Here is an 18372-nt window from a genome sequence, read left to right on the forward strand (position 1 = left end):
TGGCTCCGCCCCGGCGAGCCGGATCGCGCGCAGGGCGGAGGTGCGGGTGCGTACCGGTGTCGTGTGCGCCCTGTCGGGCCCGCGCCAGCACCCGGTCACCGCGGTCGGTCGGGACCGGGGGCGACCGGTTGGCCGGATGCGGCAGGATGGTGCGGTGACCGCGGAGATGACCGAGCAGCTGCGTGCGCGCGCGACGGCGTGGCTCGACGACGACCCCGACCCGGCCGACCGGCAGGAGCTCGCGGCGCTCCTGGACACCGGCCCGGCCGGCGCGGCGGAGCTCGCGGACCGGTTCGCCGGGCCGCTGACCTTCGGTACCGCCGGGCTGCGGGGGCCGCTGCGGGCCGGCCCGAACGGGATGAACCGGGCCGTCGTCCGCGCCGCCGCCACCGGCCTGGTCCGCTGGCTCGCGGCCCAGGGCGTCGCCGGGCCGATCGTGATCGGCTACGACGCCCGGCACCGCTCGCACGAGTTCGCGGTGGAGACCGCCCGGGTCGCCACCGGCGCCGGCCGGCGCGCCCTGCTGCTGCCCGGCCCGCTGCCCACCCCCGTCCTGGCGTACGCGGTGCGCGAGCTCGACGCGGCCGCCGGCGTGATGGTCACCGCGAGCCACAACCCGCCGCGGGACAACGGCTACAAGGTCTACCTCGGCGCCGCGCTCGGCGGCCCGGGCGGCGCCGGCGCCCAGCTGGTATCGCCGGCGGACGGGGCGATCGAGGCGGCCATCCGCGAGGTCGGCCCGCTGACCGCGGTACCGCTGGGCGAGCCGGGCGAGGTGCTCGGTGCCGACCTGCTGGAGCGCTACCTGGACGCCGCCGTGGCGGTCGTAGCGCCGGACGCGCCGCGCGAGCTGGCCGTGGCGTACACGCCGCTGCACGGGGTGGGCGGGAAGGTGGCGGCGGAGGCGTTCCGCCGGGCCGGGTTCGCCCCGCCGGCGATCGTCGCCGAGCAGGCCGAGCCGGACCCCGACTTCCCGACCGTGGCGTTCCCGAACCCGGAGGAGCCGGGTGCGATCGACCTGGCGGTGGCGCTGGGCGCGTCGACCGGAGCCGACCTGGTGATCGCCAACGACCCGGACGCCGACCGGTGCGCGGTCGCGGTGCCCGACCCGGCGCTCGGCGCCGGCCCGGACGATCCGGCCGGCTGGCGGATGCTGCGCGGCGACGAGGTCGGCGTGCTGCTCGCCGACCACCTGATCCGCCGCGCCACCCCCGGGGTGTACGCGACGACGATCGTGTCGTCCTCGCTGCTGCGGGCGCTCACCGAGGCGCGCGGCGTGCGGTACGCGGAGACGCTCACCGGGTTCAAGTGGATCGTGCGCGCCGGCAGCGTGCCCGAGTCGGCCCCGGAACCGCCGGGCTCCTCGCTCGCTGACGCTCGCGAACCCGGCACCGACACCGACCTTGCCTTCGGGTACGAGGAGGCGCTCGGCTATGCGGTGGCGCCGCGGCTGGTGCGCGACAAGGACGGGATCACCGCCGCGCTGCTGGTCGCCGAGCTCGCCGCGACGCTGCGCGCGGACGGCCGTACCCTGGTCGACCGGTTGGCCGAGCTGGCCGCCGAGTTCGGTCGGTACGCGACCGACCAGCTGTCGGTGCGGGTGACCGACCTGGCCGACCTCGGCGCGATGATGTCCCGGCTGCGCTCGGGTCCGCCGGCAACGCTGCTGGAACGCAAGGTCACCGTCGACGACCTGCTGCCCGACGCCGACGTGCTGCGGCTGTCCGCGGACGGGCTGCGGGTGGTGGTCCGCCCGTCCGGCACCGAGCCGAAGCTCAAGGCGTACCTGGAGGTCGTGGTCGCCGCCGACGCCGACCCGGCGCCGGAGCTCGCCCGACTGCGCGCCGAGATCTCCACCGCCCTCGGCGTCTGACCGACCCGGGTCGATCGGCCGTCCCGAGAGCCGTCAGGAGTCGGTACCGGCCGCGAAGCGGGGCATCCCGCCGAACTGGCGGTCACCGGCGTCGCCGAGGCCGGGGACGATGAACGCCCGGTCGTTGAGCCGCTCGTCGATCGAGGCGGTGACCAGCCGCAGCGGCAGCCCGCTGGCCTCCAGCCGGGCCAGCCCCTCCGGCGTGGTCAGCACGCACACCACGGTGATGTCGGTGCAGCCGCGGTCCGCGATCAGCCGGCAGCAGTGCTCCAGCGAGCCGCCGGTCGCCACCATCGGGTCGAGCACGATGACCGAACTGCCCGTCAGGTCGGTGGGCAGCGACTCCAGGTACGCGCGGGGCTGGAACGTCTGCTCGTCCCGGGCCAGGCCGACGAACCCCATCGACGACTCCGGCAGCAGCCCGAGCGCCGAGTCGGCCATCCCGAGCCCGGCCCGCAGCACCGGCACGAGCAGCGGCGGGGCGGCCACCCGTACGCCCTGGGTGGGCGAGACGGGGGTGTTGATGTCGAAGCGCTCGACCGGCAGCTCCCGGGTCGCCTCGTAGACCAGCATCGTGGTCAGCTCGTGCAGCGCGGCCCGGAACGTGCCCGGTTCGGTCAGCACGTCCCGCATCGCGGTGAGGCGGGCTGCGGCCAGGGGGTGATCAACCACGGTGACGTCCACGCCGACAACCTAGCGGCCCGGCGCCGGCGCGACGGTACCGCCTCCGGTCAGTCGGTGTCCTGGGAGATCTCCCAGACGTAGCCGGCCGGGTCGGCGAAGGTGGCGGTACGGATGCCCCAGGCCAGGTCGGCCGGACCGCTGAGCAGCGTCACGCCGCGCTTCTGCAACTCGGCCGCCATCTCGTCCACGTTCTCCACCGCCAGCGCGAACTGTCCGACGCCGATACCTGCCAGGGCCGCCTGGTCGGTCGGCGACGGCTGGTGCGCCCGGTCGAGCCGCAGCGCGAGGTAGAGGTCGCCGAGCCGGTAGATCAGCGTGTCGGGTTCGTCGTCCAACGGGGCGAGGTCGAACGTGTCCCGGTAGAACCGCTTCATCGCCGCCAGGTCGTCGACCATCAGGTTCAACGCTCCGATCCGCTTCGCCCACTCCGCCATGGCGCACACTCCTTCATCTCGTCGTGGTCGTACCGAGGGGCGGACGACGTGGCGCCGGCAAACTCATCGGTTCGGCCGATGTCGTGCAGGGGCCGGGATCGGGCACGATCCGGTCACGTCGGGCGGCATCGGCGCCGGCGGGAGTGCGTCCGCGAACAGCCACGATTAGCATGTGCCACGCATCGGGGCGGACGATGCGGCGGCCGGTGTCCGGCCGGTCCCACGCCAAGGCGCCCGGCGCGACCCAGCCCGACCGGTCCGTGACGACCGCCGGTGCCCGGCGCGCGGCAGCCCACCGGTCCGCGAAGAACCGGTACGCGAAGAAGAGGAACGAGATGCAGCTCAACGTGAGCCTGGCCGGCCGCAGCTACCCCCCGACCGAGCCGTACGAGGTCAGCCGGGAGCACATCCGGATCTTCGCCGAATCGCTGCACGACGACAACCCGATCTACCGCGACCCGGCCGCCGCGCGCGCCGCCGGCTACCGGGACGTGCTCGCCTCGCCGACGTTCCTCACCGTGCTGTCCGAACGGGCCGAGCGGGCGCAGGTCGCGGCCGACACCGAGCTCGGCCTGGACTACAGCCAGACCGTGCACGGCTTCCAGCGGTTCGTGCACCTGCGGCCGGTGCACCCGGGGGACGTGCTCAACCTCGAAGCGCACATCGACGACGTCCGCATCACCGGCGGGATCGGCCTGGTCACGGTCAGCTGCCGGGTGTTCTGCAACAGCACCGAACACGTCGCCACGATGTACTGCACGATGGTCGAGCGGCCCGCCGGCGTGCCGCTGAGCTGACCGACCCGGCACCGACCGACGCCGACCGACCCGGGACTCTCGGCCCTGGCGCGATCCACCGCGCGGCCGGCCGGGACCGACCCGGGCGCGACGCGCAACCGGGTCCGGATGACAAGTTCTTGCCGGCGACGCCTGCCGGGGCCGAGAAAAGTGCCCGGGTAGGCGAGACTCGACCACGTCCCAGACCCCACCGCTGGGAGGTCACCGACAACGACTCGTCAGACGAAATCCTGGGGAGAAACCGGCGCCGGCCCGCGCGGCGACGCGGCGCGCCAACGGTACGACGGCCCTCGCCCCGGGTCGCCGACGCCGCCTTGGCCTGCGTTGCACGCCGGCCGGCCACGAACCTCGTACCGCGCCCGCGCGTCGCGACCGCGGCGTCCCGCCGCCCGCGCCACGGGTACGTGTCCGGGGACCGGCCGCCGCGATCCCCCCGCGTCTCGGACCCATCGAGAATCGGAGGTACGAAACCATGTCGCCGGTCAGCCCAGCCGGAGCACGCGAACCGCTGGTGGAGCGGGTCGAGGAACTCGACACGCTCAAGGTGTGCGTCGAACGGCTGCTCGCGGGGTCGTCCGGCCTGCTCGTGATCGAGGGCAGTGCCGGTGTGGGCAAGACCTGCCTGCTGGCCGCCCTGGTGACGCTCGCCCGCCGATCCGGCGCCCAGGTACTCACCGGCTCCGGCGGGCCGAGCGAACCCGACATGCCGCTGGGCCTGCGCAGCCAGCTGTTCGGCCAGAACGGCCGGGGCGAGGAGGGCGACGCGGGGCCGGAACGGCTCGCCGAGGCGTTCGACGCGCTGCACGGCCGGCTGGTCCGGCTGGCCGACAACGGGCCGGTGGTCATCGCCGTGGACGACGTCCACCTGCTCGACGAACTGTCGTTGCGGTGGCTCGGTTTCCTCAGCCGGCGGCTCGGTGAGCTGCCGGCGATCCTCGCCATCACCGGCCGTACCGACGAGATCGCCGCCATGTCCTCGGACGCGCAGACCGACCTGCGGTACAGCCTGAACGCGACGACGATCCGGCCGGCCGCGCTGAGCCGGGCGGGCGTCGCCGCGATGCTGCGGTCGCGGCTCGGCGCGCCGATCGACGACGAGCTCGCGGCCACCGTGCACCGGATGACGGCGGGCAACCCGCGGTTCGTCACCGAGGTCTGCCAGACCCTCGCCGCCGAGCACCTGGAACCCGCCAAGGCCGACCTGGCCGCGGTACGGCAGCTGGCGCCACCCGGCGTGACCCGGTACGTGCTGGGGCGGCTGCGCCGCAACGACCCCACCACGGCCGCCGTGGCCCGCGCGATCGCCGTCGTGGGCGGCGGTACCTGCGCGTCGATGATCGCGGCGATGTGCGGGATGGAGCGCGGTTCGGTCGCCGACGTCATCTCCGAACTGGCCCAGCTCGGCATCCTGCGCGCCGCCGAGCCGGCCACGTTCGTGCACCCGATCGTGCGCAACGCCCTCTACGCGAGCCTGCGCTCGTCGGAACGCCAGCAGTACCACCGGAACGCGGCGGCGCTGCTCACCGAGCAGGACGGCGACCCGGCCCAGGTGGCGCGGCACCTGCTCGCCGGCAACCCGGCGATCGACCCGGACATGATCGACACCCTCTGCCGGGTCGCCGTCGACCTGATCGCGCGCGGCGAGCACGCCCTCGGTACCGAGTGCCTGCAGCGGGCCATCCACGGCACCATGTCACCCACGCACCGCGGCCGGCTCGCGCTGAAGCTCGGCTCCGCGCTGGCCGTGCACCATCCGGCGAGCGCGATCTCGCACCTGCGGCACGCGAGCATGGTGGTACGCCAGCCGGATCAGGTCAACGCCGCGCACCGGGCGCTGAGCGAGGCGCTCGCCGGGGACGGTCAGGTGCTGGAGGCCATCGAGGTACTCGACGACTGCGCGAGCCAGCTTTCCGGGGTCCGGCCGGAACTCGCCACCAGGGCCCGGGACTCGGCCACCCTGCTGTCCCTGCTGCACGCCGACACCGCCCGGGAGGCCCGTTCCCGGCTGCCCACCGACCGGCCCCGCGGCGACGCGGCACGGACCGTCCTCGCCACCGCCACGGCGGCGCTGGGGGCGGCCTGGGCGGGCAACGACCGGGAGTACTGGATCCGGGCGCTCGCCGGCGTGGTCGACTCGAACGCCCTCACCAGCCTGCAGCCGATCGAGTGCATGGCGGTGGTGCTGCCGCTGCTGTACGCCGACCGGCTGGACCTGGCCGACCGGGTGCTCGGCCGGCTCGACGACGAGGTGACCGGGGCGGTGGCCGAGATCGCCGCGCTGCGGTCCTGGGTGGCGCTGGCCCGCGGGCACGTACCGGCGGCCGCGGACCAGGCCCGGCGGGCCGCCGCAGCGGTCGACGACGGCAAGGGCATCCCGCTGTACACCGACCACCGATCGGCGCTGATCGTCACGCTCACCGAGCTGGGCGAGGCGGACGAGGTCAACCGGATCATCGACCTGACCGCACCGGCCGACGAGCTGCCGCCGCACTGGCGGTACACGCAGCTGCTCGCCAGCCGTGGCCGGATCCGGGTGGCCAGCGGCGAACTGCACGCCGGGCTGACCGACCTGCGCGAGTGCGGGCGCCGGCTGACCGAGTTCGGCGTGACGAACCCGGCGGTGAACCGGTGGCGGTCGACCACCGCCCTCGCACTGGCCCGCGCCGGCGAACCGGGCCGGGCCCGCCAGCTCGCCGACGAGCAGCTGCGCGACGCGCGCCGCTGGGGTACACCGCGGGCGATCGGGTTGGCGCTGCACGTCCGTGGCCTGGTCGCCGACGAGACCGCGGACCGGGCCCGGTACCTCAGCGACGCCGTCGACCGGTTGCGCGACTCCCCCGGAATGCTGGAGCTGGCCCGGGCGTTGATCGATCTCGGTGCGGCCCAGATCGACTGCGGCGCGGCCGCATCGGCGCGGGACCTGTTGCGCGAGGCGCTCGACCTCGCCCAGCGCTGTGGCGCGGTGGGGCTGACCGACCGGTCCCGGCGCGAACTGGTCCGCAGCGGCGCCCGGCCGCGCCGCCGGACCGAGTCCGGGCTGGGCTCGCTGACCTCGGCCGAGCGGCGCACCGCGCTGCTCGCCGCGCAGGGCCAGACCAACCGGGAGATCGCGCAGCAGCTGTTCGTCACCCAGCGCACGATCGAACTGCACCTGACCAACACGTACCGCAAGCTGCGGGTGGCCGGGCGGGCCGGGCTGATCGCGCTGCTCGCCGAGGAGGCGGACGAGCCGACACCGCTGCCCGGCCCGTACCCGGTGCCGTCGCCGCGGGAGGCGGACCGCTCCGACGGTCCGGCCGCCTGAGCGGCCGGCAGGCAGGAGGCGCAGCGCTGCGACGGCCGGGCCTGCCCGAGCGGCCGTCGGGAACCCTCGACCGAGGCCGCACGGTCCCGGCACGGCGATCCCGGCACCGCCCGAGGTCGGGCGGTGCCGGGACACCGATCAGTGGTGGCCGAGGCCGATCCGGTCGCTGAGCCGCCGCATCCCCGCCGGTGACCACCAGGCCGCGCGCCCGGTCAGCCGCAGGAAGATCGGGACCAGTACGCCCCGGATCAGGGTGGCGTCCACGACGATGGCGAGGCCGGCACCGATGCCGAACAGCTTCGCCACCGACACCCCGGACATCGCGGTGGAGAAGAACGTGATCGCCAGGATCACCGCCGCCGCGCTGACGATGGAGCCGCTCATCCCGAGCCCGATCCGGACCGCGCCGCGCGGATCACCGGTCGCCTCGTACGTCTCCTTGATGCGGGACAGCACGAACACCTCGTAGTCCATCGACAACCCGTACGCGACGCAGAGCACCAGTACCGGCATCGACACCGCGATCGGTGACGGGGTGAAGTTCAGCGGGCCGGACAGGTGCCCCTGCTGGAACACCCACACCAGGATGCCGAGGATCGCGGTCAGCCCGAGCGCGTTGAGCAGTACCGCCTTGAGCGGAACCAGCAGGCTGCCGGTGGCGAGGAACAGCAACACCATGGTGATCAGGATGGCCAGCCCGATCGCGAGCGGCAGCCGGTCGGTCAGCGCCGAGTCGATGTCCAGCAGCTGCGCGGACATGCCGCCGACCCGCACCGTACGCTCGCCCGGCACCGGTGTCGCCCGGACCGCCTCGGCGAGCTTCTTCCCGTTGTCCGAGTAGGGCGTCACGTCGTTGAGGACCTGCAGGTAGACCGCGTCGCCGGTGTGCATCGCGGCCGCCTGGCCCGGCGCCGGTGGCGCCACCCGCGCACCGTCGGCGTAGCGGCCGGTGGCCGCGTTGACCGCCACCACGTGCGGCAGCCGGGACAGCGCCGTCGCGTACCCGTCGAGGGCGGTGCTGTTGGCGTCGCCGAGCCACCGGTCGGTGGTCACCGCCACCGCGCCCTCCTGCTCGGCGGCGCCGGGGAACTGGGTACGGATCGTCTGGGTGGCCTGCCGGCCCTCCGACGACGTCGGCAGCACCCGCTCGTCCGGCACGTTGAGCTGGATGGACCGCAGCGGCGCCGCCGCGACGACGAACATCGCCAGCGCCACCAGGCCGAGGATCAGCGGCCGGCGCATGCTGATCCCGGCGATCCGGCCCCACAGCCGGCGTTGCGGTTCCCGGGCCGGCCTGCGGCGCCGGATCGACCACTTGTCGACCCGGTCGCCGAGCAGCATCAGCGCCGCCGGCAACGGCAGCAGCGCGCCGATCGCGGCGACCGCCACGACGGTCACCCCGGCGAACGCGAACGACCGCAGGAAGTCCTGCTTGAACACCAGCATGGTGAGCAGTACCGCGGCAACGATGCTGGCGCTGAACAGCACGGTACGACCGGCGGTACGCATGGTCGTGGCCAGCGCGGCGGCCTTGTCCAGCCCTCTCGCCCGTTCCTCCCGGAACCTGGACACGATCAACAAGCTGTAGTCGATCGCCAGGCCCAGTCCCAGTGCGGTGATCAGGTTCAGCGCGAACACCGAGATCGAGGTGAGCCGGCCGAGCCCGTCGAGCACCGCGAACGAGCCGAGGATCGCGAACACGCCGATGAACAGCGGCAGCAGCGCCGCGATCACCCCGCGGAACACGAAGAACAGCAGGATCAGCGTGAGCGGCAACGCGACCAGCTCGGAGGCGCCGAGGTCGGCGTTGAGCTGGTCGCTCATGTCGTTGTTGATCTGCAGGATGCCGCCGAACGTGACGTGCACCCCGTCCCGGTGCCCGGCGAGCTTGTCGTGCAGCTGCTTCGCCGCCTTGCCGGAGGTGTCGTCGTCCCCGGCGACCCGGGCCAGGACCAGCCCGTACGAGCCGTCCTTGCCCACCATGCTCGGGTCGGCGCCGCCGACGTACGAGCCGACGACGGTGACGCCGGAGTGCCCGCGCAGCGTGGCGACGATCTGCCGGCCGGCGCGCTGCGCTGCGGCGCCGTCGATCTTCCCGTCGTCCGCGCGGACCAGCACCGACAGGTTCGGCTGGGTGGCCGGAAAGTGCCGGGACAGGACGTTGGTGGCGGCGACCGAGTCGGAGGACGGGTCGTCGAAGCCGCCGTTCTTCAGCAGCGCGGTGGCGCTGCCGGCGAGCACCACTCCGGCCACCATCACCAGGAACGCCAGTACCAGGATCAGCCGGGGGCGGCGCAGCGCCAGCGCCAGGCGCCGCCGGCGGCCCGGCCCGTCGACCGGCGGGTCCGCGGTACCGGTGTCCAGCTGCCCGGACGAGATCACATTCACCTGCTGGCTCCATTCGACGAGTACTGGGCGTTCGACGCGGCGCCGGGCGGGTCGCCCGGGTGCCACCTGCGGTCGTGCGGACGATCGGCGATGGTCGTGCCGATCCGTCCACTCGGGACGGATCGCCGGGTATCGGACCAGTCTGGCATCGATCGGCCCGTCCGCCCCCGAACTCCGCACCGAAGTCTTTGCCGTTCCGGGGCCTCGCCCGCCGCGGTCCCGGCCGGGATCTCCGCCTCAGTGCCCCATGCCCATGCCGCCGTCCACCGGCACCAGCGCACCGGTGATGTACGCGGCGTCCTCGCTGACGAGGAACCGCGCCACCCGGGCGATCTCGGTGGCCGAGGCGGCCCGGCCGAGCGGGATGCCGGCGAGCGCCGCGGTGCGCTGCCGGTCCGACAGCACCGCGGTCATGTCGGTGTCCACGAACCCGGGCGCCAACGCGTTCGCGGTGATGCCGCGGCTGCCGAGCTCGCGGGCCAGCGACCGGACGAAGCCGACCATCCCGGCCTTCGCCGCCGCGTAGTTCGTCTGCCCCGCGGCGCCCTGCAGCCCGACCACCGACGACACCGCGAGAACCCGGCCGTAGCGGGCCTTCACCATGCCGCGCACCACCCGGCGGGTCACCCGGAACGTGCCGGTCAGGTTCGCGTCGAGTACCGCGGTGAAGTCGTCCTCGGACATCGTGGCGAGCAACGTGTCGCGGGTGATCCCGGCGTTCGCGACGAGGACCTGGACCGGGCCGTGCCGGTCGGTCACGGTGCCGAGCGCCTCGTCCAGCGAGGCCGGATCGGTGACGTCGCACCGTACCCCGAGCAGGTCGGCCGGCGGTTCGCCGGAACGGTAGGTGATCGCCACCCGGTCGCCGTCCGCCGCGAGGGCCCGGGCGATGGCCAGGCCGATCCCCCGGTTGCCGCCGGTGACCAGTACCGACCGGCTCACGAGCGGCTCCGTTCCCGGCGCGCGGTGCGTTCCGCCCGCCGGGCGACGAACCGCTCCGCGGCCACGTCGACCTCGCGCAGGAACTCGGCGAGCTGCTCGCGCGCCTGCTCCGCGGCGGGCGTCAGGTCGGTGCGTTCGAACACCTTCCAGTACCGCAGCACCGGCATGATCACCGCGTCGTGGTGCAGCCGCAGGTCGTAGATGCCGGCGTTGGCGATGATCGCCGAGTACCGCAGGAAGTCCGGCTGCCCGGCACCGGGCATCTCGAACGACAGCACCACGTCGCGGATCGCGCACATCATCGCCTCCGGCGCGAGTTCCAGCGCCGCGTCGACCAGGTTGCGGTAGAAGACCATGTGCAGGTTCTCGTCCGCGGCGATCCGCGCCATCAGCTGGTCGCCGATCGGGCAGCCGGTCTCGCGGCCCGCGTTGCGGTGCGACACCCGGGTGGCGAGCTCCTGGAACGACACGTACGCGAGGTTCTCCAGCAGGCCCTGCGGGCCGTCCTCGATGCCGGTGCTCATCAGCCGCATCCGGCGCCGTTCCAGGTCGACCGGGTCGACGCCACGGGTGACGGTCAGGTAGTCGCGCATCGCGACCGCGTGCCGGTTCTCCTCCGCGGTCCAGCGGTCCAGCCAGGTGCGCCACGCGGCGTCCCGGCCGAACGCGGTCGCGATGACCCGGTGGTACGAGGGGAGGTTGTCCTCCGTCAGCAGGTTCACGATCATCGCCGCCTTGGCGACGGGCGTGAGCCGGGACTGCTCCGGCGACCAGTCCTCGCCGCCGAGGAACGCGAAGTTGCGCCCCTCGCTCCACGGCACGTAGTCGTGCGGGTTCCAGTTCCGCGCGACCGACAGGTGCCGATCGATGTTGGCCGCCACCACCGGTTCGAGCTCGCCCAACAGGCCGCGCTCGACGGTGGGGTCGAGGATCCGGGTCATACCAAGCCCTCCTCGGCTTGCTGCGTGCTGTTCTCGGTTGCCTGCTCGGCCGGCCGGAACGGGCAGGTCCAGTCGTCCTCGACCAGCCGACCGGAGTACATGACGGTCTCCGGACGCTTCGCGTCGAACTGCCGGAGACTCGGGTTCTCGCTGCCCTGCACCCGCCGGTCCCGCATCCGTACCGTCTGCTGCATCCGCGGCATCACCCCGGCATCGCGCAGCAGGTCGAACTGGGCGTGCGAGTTGAAGATGAGCGTCGGCCACGCGGTCCGGCGCGCCCAGCGGGACGCACCGGGATGCATGCCGACGATGAAGAAGGCGCGTTCGGCGAAACTGAAGGAGAAGCCGTACTCGGTCGGGTCGGTGCCGACCGCGGCATCCCAGCGGCTGTGCCGGACGTCCAGCCCGTGCAGCAGCTGGAGCTGGCGCCACAGCAGGTCCTCGAACCCCTGCTCGGTGGCCGTGCACGGGCCGTCGAACGCGGCGACGAACGAGGCGTACCGGTCCGGCCGGATCGGGAACTCGGCCACGAACTCCCACAGGTCGCAGGCGACCGCCGCGGCGGCGGCCTCGGTACCGAGTCGCGGGTAGCAGCCGAACCGGTAGTCGCCTCGGCGCATCGCGGAGCGCGCGACCACGCAGGGGTAGGTCTCCGACAGCGCCATCGACCGGAACGTCTCGTGCACCATCGTCGCGGCGGCGTCCGCCGGCCCCTCCTCGGGCTGCAACCGCATCAGCCGCTTGCCGCGCATCCCGTGGTACGAGCGTCGTACGTCCCCGCCGAGGTACGGGTTCGCTGCGCGATCCTGCATCACGTCGCCCCTCTGCAACGGTGTGTCGGGGTGCCGCGGCCCGGGCCGTCCTGCCGGCTTCCCGGACGGCCCGGGCCGCGCCCTGGCGGTCAGGCCGGAGTCGGCGCCACCGCGTGCTCGATGAAGTCCACCAGGTCGCCGACCGTGTGCAGGCCGGTCATCGCGTCGTCCGGCAGCTCGACGCCGTACTTGTCCTCGATGGACACCACCACCTCCACCATCGACAGCGAGTCGATGTCCAGGTCGTCGCGCAGCGACTTCTCCCGGGTGATCTCACCGGCCGCGGCACCGCCGAGATCCTCGATGACGGCGGCGAGGTGGGCCAGGATCTCTGAGTCGGACATTGCTCCTCCTTGAACGCGGGCGGCTTCCGGCCGCCACTCTGAGAGTTCGGAAAGTCGGTTCGGCAGGCCCCGGTGGCGACGGGATCAGCCCTGCCACCGGCGAACCACGGCCACCGCGTTGTGTCCGGCGAAGCCGAACGAGTTGCTCATCGCCACGTCGACCCGATGTTCCTGTGGCTTGTGCGGCACGTAGTTCAGCTCGGGGTCCTCGGGGTTGTCGCAGTTGATCGTCGGCGGCACCCGGCCGTCGAGCATCGCGTTGACCGTGGCCATCAGCTCCACCACGCCGGCCGCGCCGATCATGTGCCCGGTCATCGACTTCGTCGACGAGATCGGGATGCGCAGCGCGTGCTCGCCGAACAGGGTGCGGATCGCCTGCGACTCGGTCCGGTCGTTGAGCACCGTACTGGTGCCGTGCGCGTTGATGTAGTCGATGTCCTCCGGCCGCACGCCGGCGTCGGTCAACGCGGCCTGCATCGCCTGCCGGGCACCGCGACCGGTCGGGTGCGGCGCGGTCGGGTGGTACGCGTCGGTGCTCGCGCCGTACCCGATCACCTCGGCGAGAATCGGTGCGCCGCGAGACAGCGCGTGCTCCAGCTCCTCCAGTACCACCATGCCGGCGCCGGCCGACACGACGAAGCCGTCCCGGTCGACGTCGAACGGGCGGCTGGCCCGCTCCGGGTCGTCGTTGCGCTTGGACAGCGCCCGCGACATGGCCGCGGAGCCGACGTCGACGGAGGTCACCGAGTTGTCCGAGCCGCCGGCGAGCACCACGTCGGCGTTGCCGTACATGATCATCCGCATGCCCATGCCGACCGCGTCGGTGCCGGACGCGCAGGCGGTACTGACGGCGCCGCTCGGGCCCTGCGCGTTGACGCGCAGCGCCACCTCGCCGGCCGCGCTGTCGATCGCGGCACCCGCGGTGATCCACGGAGTCAGGCCGCGGAAACCCTTCTCCACCATGTTGATGGCGCTGTGGTGCAGGATCAGCGTGGCGCCGAACCCGGATCCGACGAGCACGCCGACCCGCGGCGCGATGTCGTCGTCGATCTCCAGCTTCGACTCCTCCAGGGCCTGCAGCGTGGACGCGATCGCGTAGTGCGCGAACCGGTCGATCCGCCGGGAGACCTTGCGTTCCATCCAGTCGGTCGGCTCGAATCCCTTGATCTCGCCGGCGATCCGCACCGGCAGACCGCTGGCGTCGAACGAGGTGATCGGGCCGATACCGCTGCGGCCGGCCATCAGCGACGCCCAGAACTCGGCGACGTTGAGCCCGATCGGGGTGATCGCCCCGCGGCCGGTGATGACCACCCGGCGGCGTGCTGATTGTGGGTTCATGACCTTCTGCTCCGATGCTGTCGCGTGCACCGCGGCGCGGTGCAGTGGGGCCGTCAGCGGTCCTCGACCGCCGGGAAGTCACCGTCCAACTCGTCGAGGTCGGTCGGCACGTCGGACAACGCCACCGGAACCTCGACCACCGCCACCCGACCGGACGCGCACTCCTTGAGCGCCCGGTCCAGCTCGGCATCGATCGCGTCGGCGGTCGAGACGACCGCGTGATGCACCGCGGCGGGCAGCCCGCGCAGTCCGGTCTCGGCGACGAACCGGAACCGGTCACCGCCCTCGGACCGCTTGTCCCACTGCGACTGCAGCCAGCCGTACCCGCCGTTGTCGAGCACCACGAACAGCACCCCGAGCCGCTGCTCGGCCAGGACCGCGAGGTCGGCGCCGAGCATCCCGAACGCGCCGTCGCCGACGAGCGCGACGACGGTACGGTCCGGCGCGGCGAGCTTCACGCCACCCGCCGCGGCGGCGCCGAACCCGAGGCTGGTCTGCTCCGACGGGACGACCGAGCCGGCCGGCCCGGCGCAGCGCCAGAACGGGAAGAAGTAGGACCACATGTCCTGCAGCCCGTTCTCCTGTACCAGCACGTGCTCCGCCGGCAGCCGCTCGGCCAGCGCGTCGAGCAACGCGGCGATGCGCGGCGTGCTCGACGCCCGCGCCGTGGCCGTGTCGGCCGCGACGCGCTGCCGCGCCCGTACCGACGCGGCGCCGACGCGGTCGACCCAGACCGGGTCCGGTTCACGGCGACCGACGGCGAGCCGGCCGCACCAGTCCTCGACCACCCGCCCGGCGTCCGCGACGACCGACGGCCCGGCGAACTCGGTACTCAGTTCGGTCGCGTCGATGTTGACCTGCACCACCGGCACGCCGGCCGGCGCGAAGCCGGTACCGAACGTCGCGGTCTCCTCCAGCCGGCTGCCCAGCGCGATCACCAGGTCGGTGTCGCGCCACAGCTCGACGGCCTCGGGCGGCGAGTACAGGCCGCAGACCCCGCAGCACAGCTCGTGCGCCTCGTCCACCGCGCCCCGGCCGGACGCGGTGCTGAACACCGCCGCGCCGAGACCGGTCGCCAGCTGCTCGACCGCGGCGGAACCGTTGCGGTGCCGCATCCCGCCGCCGACCACCAGGATCGGCCGCCGGCTCGCCCACACCGCCGACCACGCGGTCGTCGCGGCGGCCGCATCCGGCCCCGGGTACTGCGGGGCGACGTCCCGCCACGGCCGGGTCCGGGTCACGGCGGCGTCGCACAGGTCGTCGGCGATCTCCAGGTACACCGGGCCCGGCGCGCCGGCCGCCGCCGTCGTGAACGCCCGCTCCAGCGACGGGACGAGCCGGTCCGGATGGTCGACCCGGTACGCCCACTTGGTCAGCGGCCGCAGCAACGACACCTGGTCGAGCTCCTGGAACGCCCGCGCACCGCGCCGGCCGACCGCGGTACCGGCGGCGAGCACTACCAGCGGCGCGGCCGACGCCGCGGCCTCCAGCACCCCGGTCAGCACGTTGGTACTGGCCGGTCCCTTGCCGATCAGGCACACCGCCGGGTCGCCGCTCTGCAGTGCGTACCCGGTCGCCATGAAGCCGGCGTTGCGCTGGTCCCGGTTGAGTACGAACCGGATTCCGCTGTCGCGCAACGCATCCAGTACGGTCAGGTCGTCGGCCGGCAGGCCGAACACGGTGTCCACCCCGCGGGTGGTCAGGAAGTCGACCACCGCGTGCCAGGCGCCGGGATACTCGGTCATCCGCGTACCGGACATTCGTCCGCCACCACCTTCGAGATCAGCAGCGGCTGGGCCCAGCGCCGCTTGCGATGACTGACGTAGTTGGCCATGATCCCGCGGCCGCCGAACGGGCGGTTCCCGTCGTCGACGTCCAGCAGGGTCCGGTCCACCGCCACCACGTGCCGCTTCCCCAGCTGCTCCACCAGATCCGGCGCGTGCCCGTACACCATCGCGCCCATCGCCCGGTCCTGGAACGACGGCTCGGTCAGTCGGGTCCGCAGCTGTTCCCGGTCGGTGTAGGTGACGACGTTGAACACCGGGCAGAACAGTTCGGTCAGCGACATCGGCGCGTCGAAGTCGCGCAGCAGGATCGTCGGATGCACCTGCCGGGTACGGAAGTCGACCGCGCCGCCCTGCACGATGTACCCGGCGTTGCGCGGCAGGTACTCGGTCACCGCGGTCAGCGCGCTGTCGTAGCAGATCGGGCCGTAGTCGGCGGCCGGATCGGCGCAGTCGCCGAACGTCATGGCGGACAGGCGTTTCCCGATGCCCTCGACGAACCGGGACGCGTCCTGCTCGGGGACGAAGAACACGTCCGGGCCGAAGCAGTCCTGGCCGGAGTTGAGCATCCGGATCCGCACCGCGTCGTCGATGGACAGGTCGAGGTCGGCGTCCGGCGCCACCACGAACGGGTTCGCGCCCTGGCCGAACAGCATGAACAGCTGGTCGGTGCGCAGCTGGGCGCGCACCGCCTCGGCGTTGTGGTACGTGCCGGTGAACACCACGACGTCGGCGTCGGCGACCGGACCACCGACGAACTTGCGCTGGCTCAACGAGGCCAGTTCGATCGGGATCTGGTGTACCGGCGCGAGCAGCTCGTGCAGCTCCCGGGTGACGTCGGCGACCTGGCTGGACGGCCGGAACGCGATGTCCTCCACGAACAGCGCCGGCACCAGCAGGTACAGCACGTACGAGTAGAGCAGCACGTTGGACGGCATGAACACGGCCATCCGGCGGACCGCCTGCGGTCCGTTGCGCAGCACCTCGTCGACGGCGCCGGCCAGCGTGTGGATCGCCCCGTCGATCTCCATGTCGACCGCGCGGTGCAGCGAGATCCGGGTCAGGATCCGGCGTACGTCCTCGGGCCGGTCCCGCAGCAGCTCCAGCACCGCCCGCAGGCCGGCGACCCGGGCCGGGAACGGTACGTCGCCCTCGCCGCCGGTCGTCGCCACGCCGGGCAGCAGCACCATCGCGTCGTCGGAGTCCGCGGCCGGCCGCCGGGCCGGGGCGACCAGTTCCTGCGCCAGGTCGCGCAACCGGGCGAGATCCGGCTTCCCGTTGCGGTTGAGCGGGAACGACGGCAGCACGGCCACCTTGTTCGGCCGCTCGTAGTCCGGCAGCAGGGCCGCGATCTCGCGGCGCAGCTCGGTGGCCGGCTGCCCGCTCCCGTCGGCCACGAACAGCACCAGCTGGGTGCCACGACCCTCGTCCGAGACGGCGACGATCTTGACCGGCCGGCCGCACATCTCCGCCTTGCGCTCGATCGCCTCCGGGTAGAGCGTGTGCCCCATCCGGTGCACCGCGTACTTGCGGCCGAGCACGACGATGTTCCCGTCCGCGTCGGCGTACCCGAGGTCGTTGGTCCGGTACGGCCCGTCGCCGCGCGGCTCGATCGACCCGTCGCCGCTCAGGTAGCCCTGCATCAGGCTCGGTGACTGCACCCAGATCTCGCCGGTCTCCCCGGCCTGCACCGGATGCCCGTCCCCGTCCACGATCGTGACCTCGACCCCGGGCAGCGGGCGGCCGCAGCCGACCGCGTTGCCCGGCGCCGCCAGCGCGACGTTGCCGGCCTCGTTGCTGCCGTACCCGTCGAGCAGCGGCTGCCCGAGCCGCTCCTGGAACCGTTCGGCCAGCGAGCGGGGCATCGGGGAACCGCCGACGCAGAACATCCGTACCGAGGCGAGGTCCCGGGCGATCTCGGGCCGCCGGTCCATCAGCTTGAGCAGGCTGTGGTAGGTCGAGGGCGCGGCGTCCAGCACGGTCGCGCCGCTGTCCGCGGCCAGCTTGACCGCCTGGTCGAGCCGGCCCAGCGGGGCGATCGCGAGCGAGCAGCCGAGCGTCCACGACATGACCAGCAGGGTCAGCCCGTAGAAGTGCGAGAACGGCACCAGCGGCAGCAGCACGTCGGTGTTGCGGTACGCCATCCGCTCCCGGGTGCGCTCCAGGTCGTGCAGGAACCCGCGCCCGGAGCGGACGATGCCCTTCGGGATCCCGGTGGACCCGGACGACCAGGTGATGAGCGCGTCGCTGCGCCGGTTCCAGGCCGCGAACGACAGCACGTCCACGTCGGAGGTGGCGTCCGCCTCCTCCTTGACCAGGCTGGCCAGCGACACCACGTCGGCCCCGCCGGTACTCTCGTCGAGGTCGCCGCGGACCACCCAGCGGGCCCGGGCCCGGCGGGCCATCCGCACCCGCTCCGCCTCGGTCTCCCGATCGTCGGCCAGCACGATCGACACGTCCAGATGCATCAGGGCGAGCAGCGCCACGACGTAGTCGGCCGAGTTGCTGGCCGCCAACATGACCCGGTCGCCCGCGCACACGCCCCGGCCGCCGAGCACCGCAGCCATCCGCAGCGCGCGTTCCTCGATGTCGACCGACGTGTTCACGGCCTGGCAGGTGAAGATCCTGCCCGTCAACCATTCCACAGTGAGTCCATTCATCGCGTACGAAGGGGTTCCGGCTTCGGGGGATCGACGCGTCGACCGGCCGCGGAGCCGTCGGATGCGCCGGG

General features: G+C 73.1%; 13 protein-coding genes. 3 read left to right on the top strand and 10 right to left on the bottom strand.

Annotation, left to right across the window (positions count from 1 at the left end; translation table 11 throughout):
• Positions 1 to 166: 166 nt before the first annotated feature.
• Positions 167 to 1873: a phospho-sugar mutase gene (locus tag NUM_RS24745; protein WP_207127360.1), complete on the top strand. Its 1707-nt coding sequence runs from the start codon at positions 167 to 169 to the stop codon at positions 1871 to 1873.
• 33 nt (positions 1874 to 1906) lie between these two features.
• Here the strand turns inward: NUM_RS24745 and upp are convergent, their stop codons facing one another.
• Together upp and NUM_RS24755 are read right to left on the bottom strand one after the other, a co-directional pair.
• Positions 1907 to 2557: a uracil phosphoribosyltransferase gene (gene upp, locus NUM_RS24750; protein ID WP_207127322.1), complete on the bottom strand. Its 651-nt coding sequence runs from the start codon at positions 2555 to 2557 to the stop codon at positions 1907 to 1909.
• Positions 2558 to 2604: 47 nt separating this feature from the next.
• The gene (locus tag NUM_RS24755) at positions 2605 to 2991 is read right to left on the bottom strand and encodes a VOC family protein (RefSeq protein ID WP_207127323.1); all 387 of its coding nucleotides are present in this window, start codon (positions 2989 to 2991) and stop codon (positions 2605 to 2607) included.
• A 206-nt stretch (positions 2992 to 3197) separates the two neighbouring features.
• Here NUM_RS24755 and NUM_RS24760 point away from each other — a divergent pair, with 206 nt between their 5' ends.
• Positions 3198 to 3788 carry an FAS1-like dehydratase domain-containing protein gene (locus NUM_RS24760; RefSeq protein ID WP_207127324.1) on the top strand — a complete coding sequence of 197 codons (591 nt, stop codon included), beginning with the start codon at positions 3198 to 3200 and terminating at the stop codon, positions 3786 to 3788.
• A 472-nt stretch (positions 3789 to 4260) separates the two neighbouring features.
• Entirely contained in the window at positions 4261 to 7092 is a 2832-nt protein-coding gene (locus tag NUM_RS24765) for an ATP-binding protein (RefSeq protein ID WP_207127325.1), read from the top strand.
• A gap of 138 nt (positions 7093 to 7230) precedes the next feature.
• Here NUM_RS24765 and NUM_RS24770 read toward each other — a convergent pair whose 3' ends face one another.
• The 8 genes from NUM_RS24770 to NUM_RS24805 all read right to left on the bottom strand — a co-directional run bounded on the left by NUM_RS24770 (position 7231) and on the right by NUM_RS24805 (position 18286).
• Positions 7231 to 9480, bottom strand: a complete 2250-nt coding sequence (locus NUM_RS24770) for an MMPL family transporter (protein WP_207127326.1) — start codon at positions 9478 to 9480, stop codon at positions 7231 to 7233.
• Positions 9481 to 9717: 237 nt separating this feature from the next.
• Positions 9718 to 10422: a 3-oxoacyl-ACP reductase FabG gene (fabG, locus tag NUM_RS24775; RefSeq protein ID WP_207127327.1), complete on the bottom strand. Its 705-nt coding sequence runs from the start codon at positions 10420 to 10422 to the stop codon at positions 9718 to 9720.
• The gene (locus tag NUM_RS24780) at positions 10419 to 11363 is read right to left on the bottom strand and encodes an acyl-ACP desaturase (protein ID WP_207127328.1); all 945 of its coding nucleotides are present in this window, start codon (positions 11361 to 11363) and stop codon (positions 10419 to 10421) included. Before NUM_RS24780 ends, fabG begins: the two co-directional genes overlap by 4 nt.
• A complete protein-coding gene (gene gntA / locus NUM_RS24785) occupies positions 11360 to 12175 on the bottom strand; it encodes a guanitoxin biosynthesis heme-dependent pre-guanitoxin N-hydroxylase GntA (protein ID WP_207127329.1) in 816 nt (271 codons plus the stop codon). Before gntA ends, NUM_RS24780 begins: the two co-directional genes overlap by 4 nt.
• Before the next feature lie 89 nt (positions 12176 to 12264).
• Positions 12265 to 12519, bottom strand: coding sequence for an acyl carrier protein (locus NUM_RS24790; protein WP_030444998.1), 255 nt, complete (start codon positions 12517 to 12519; stop codon positions 12265 to 12267).
• Between the two features lie 84 nt (positions 12520 to 12603).
• A complete protein-coding gene (fabF, locus tag NUM_RS24795; protein WP_225918831.1) occupies positions 12604 to 13857 on the bottom strand; it encodes a beta-ketoacyl-ACP synthase II in 1254 nt (417 codons plus the stop codon).
• A 53-nt stretch (positions 13858 to 13910) separates the two neighbouring features.
• Positions 13911 to 15602: a thiamine pyrophosphate-binding protein gene (locus tag NUM_RS24800; RefSeq protein WP_207127330.1), complete on the bottom strand. Its 1692-nt coding sequence runs from the start codon at positions 15600 to 15602 to the stop codon at positions 13911 to 13913.
• Complete coding sequence (locus NUM_RS24805; RefSeq protein ID WP_207127331.1) at positions 15599 to 18286, bottom strand: aldehyde dehydrogenase family protein; 2688 nt, start codon at positions 18284 to 18286, stop codon at positions 15599 to 15601. Before NUM_RS24805 ends, NUM_RS24800 begins: the two co-directional genes overlap by 4 nt.
• Positions 18287 to 18372 lie beyond the last annotated feature (86 nt).

It is taken from the genome of Actinocatenispora comari, assembly GCF_017312725.1.
GTDB classification, from domain to species: Bacteria; Actinomycetota; Actinomycetes; order Mycobacteriales; family Micromonosporaceae; genus Actinocatenispora; species Actinocatenispora comari.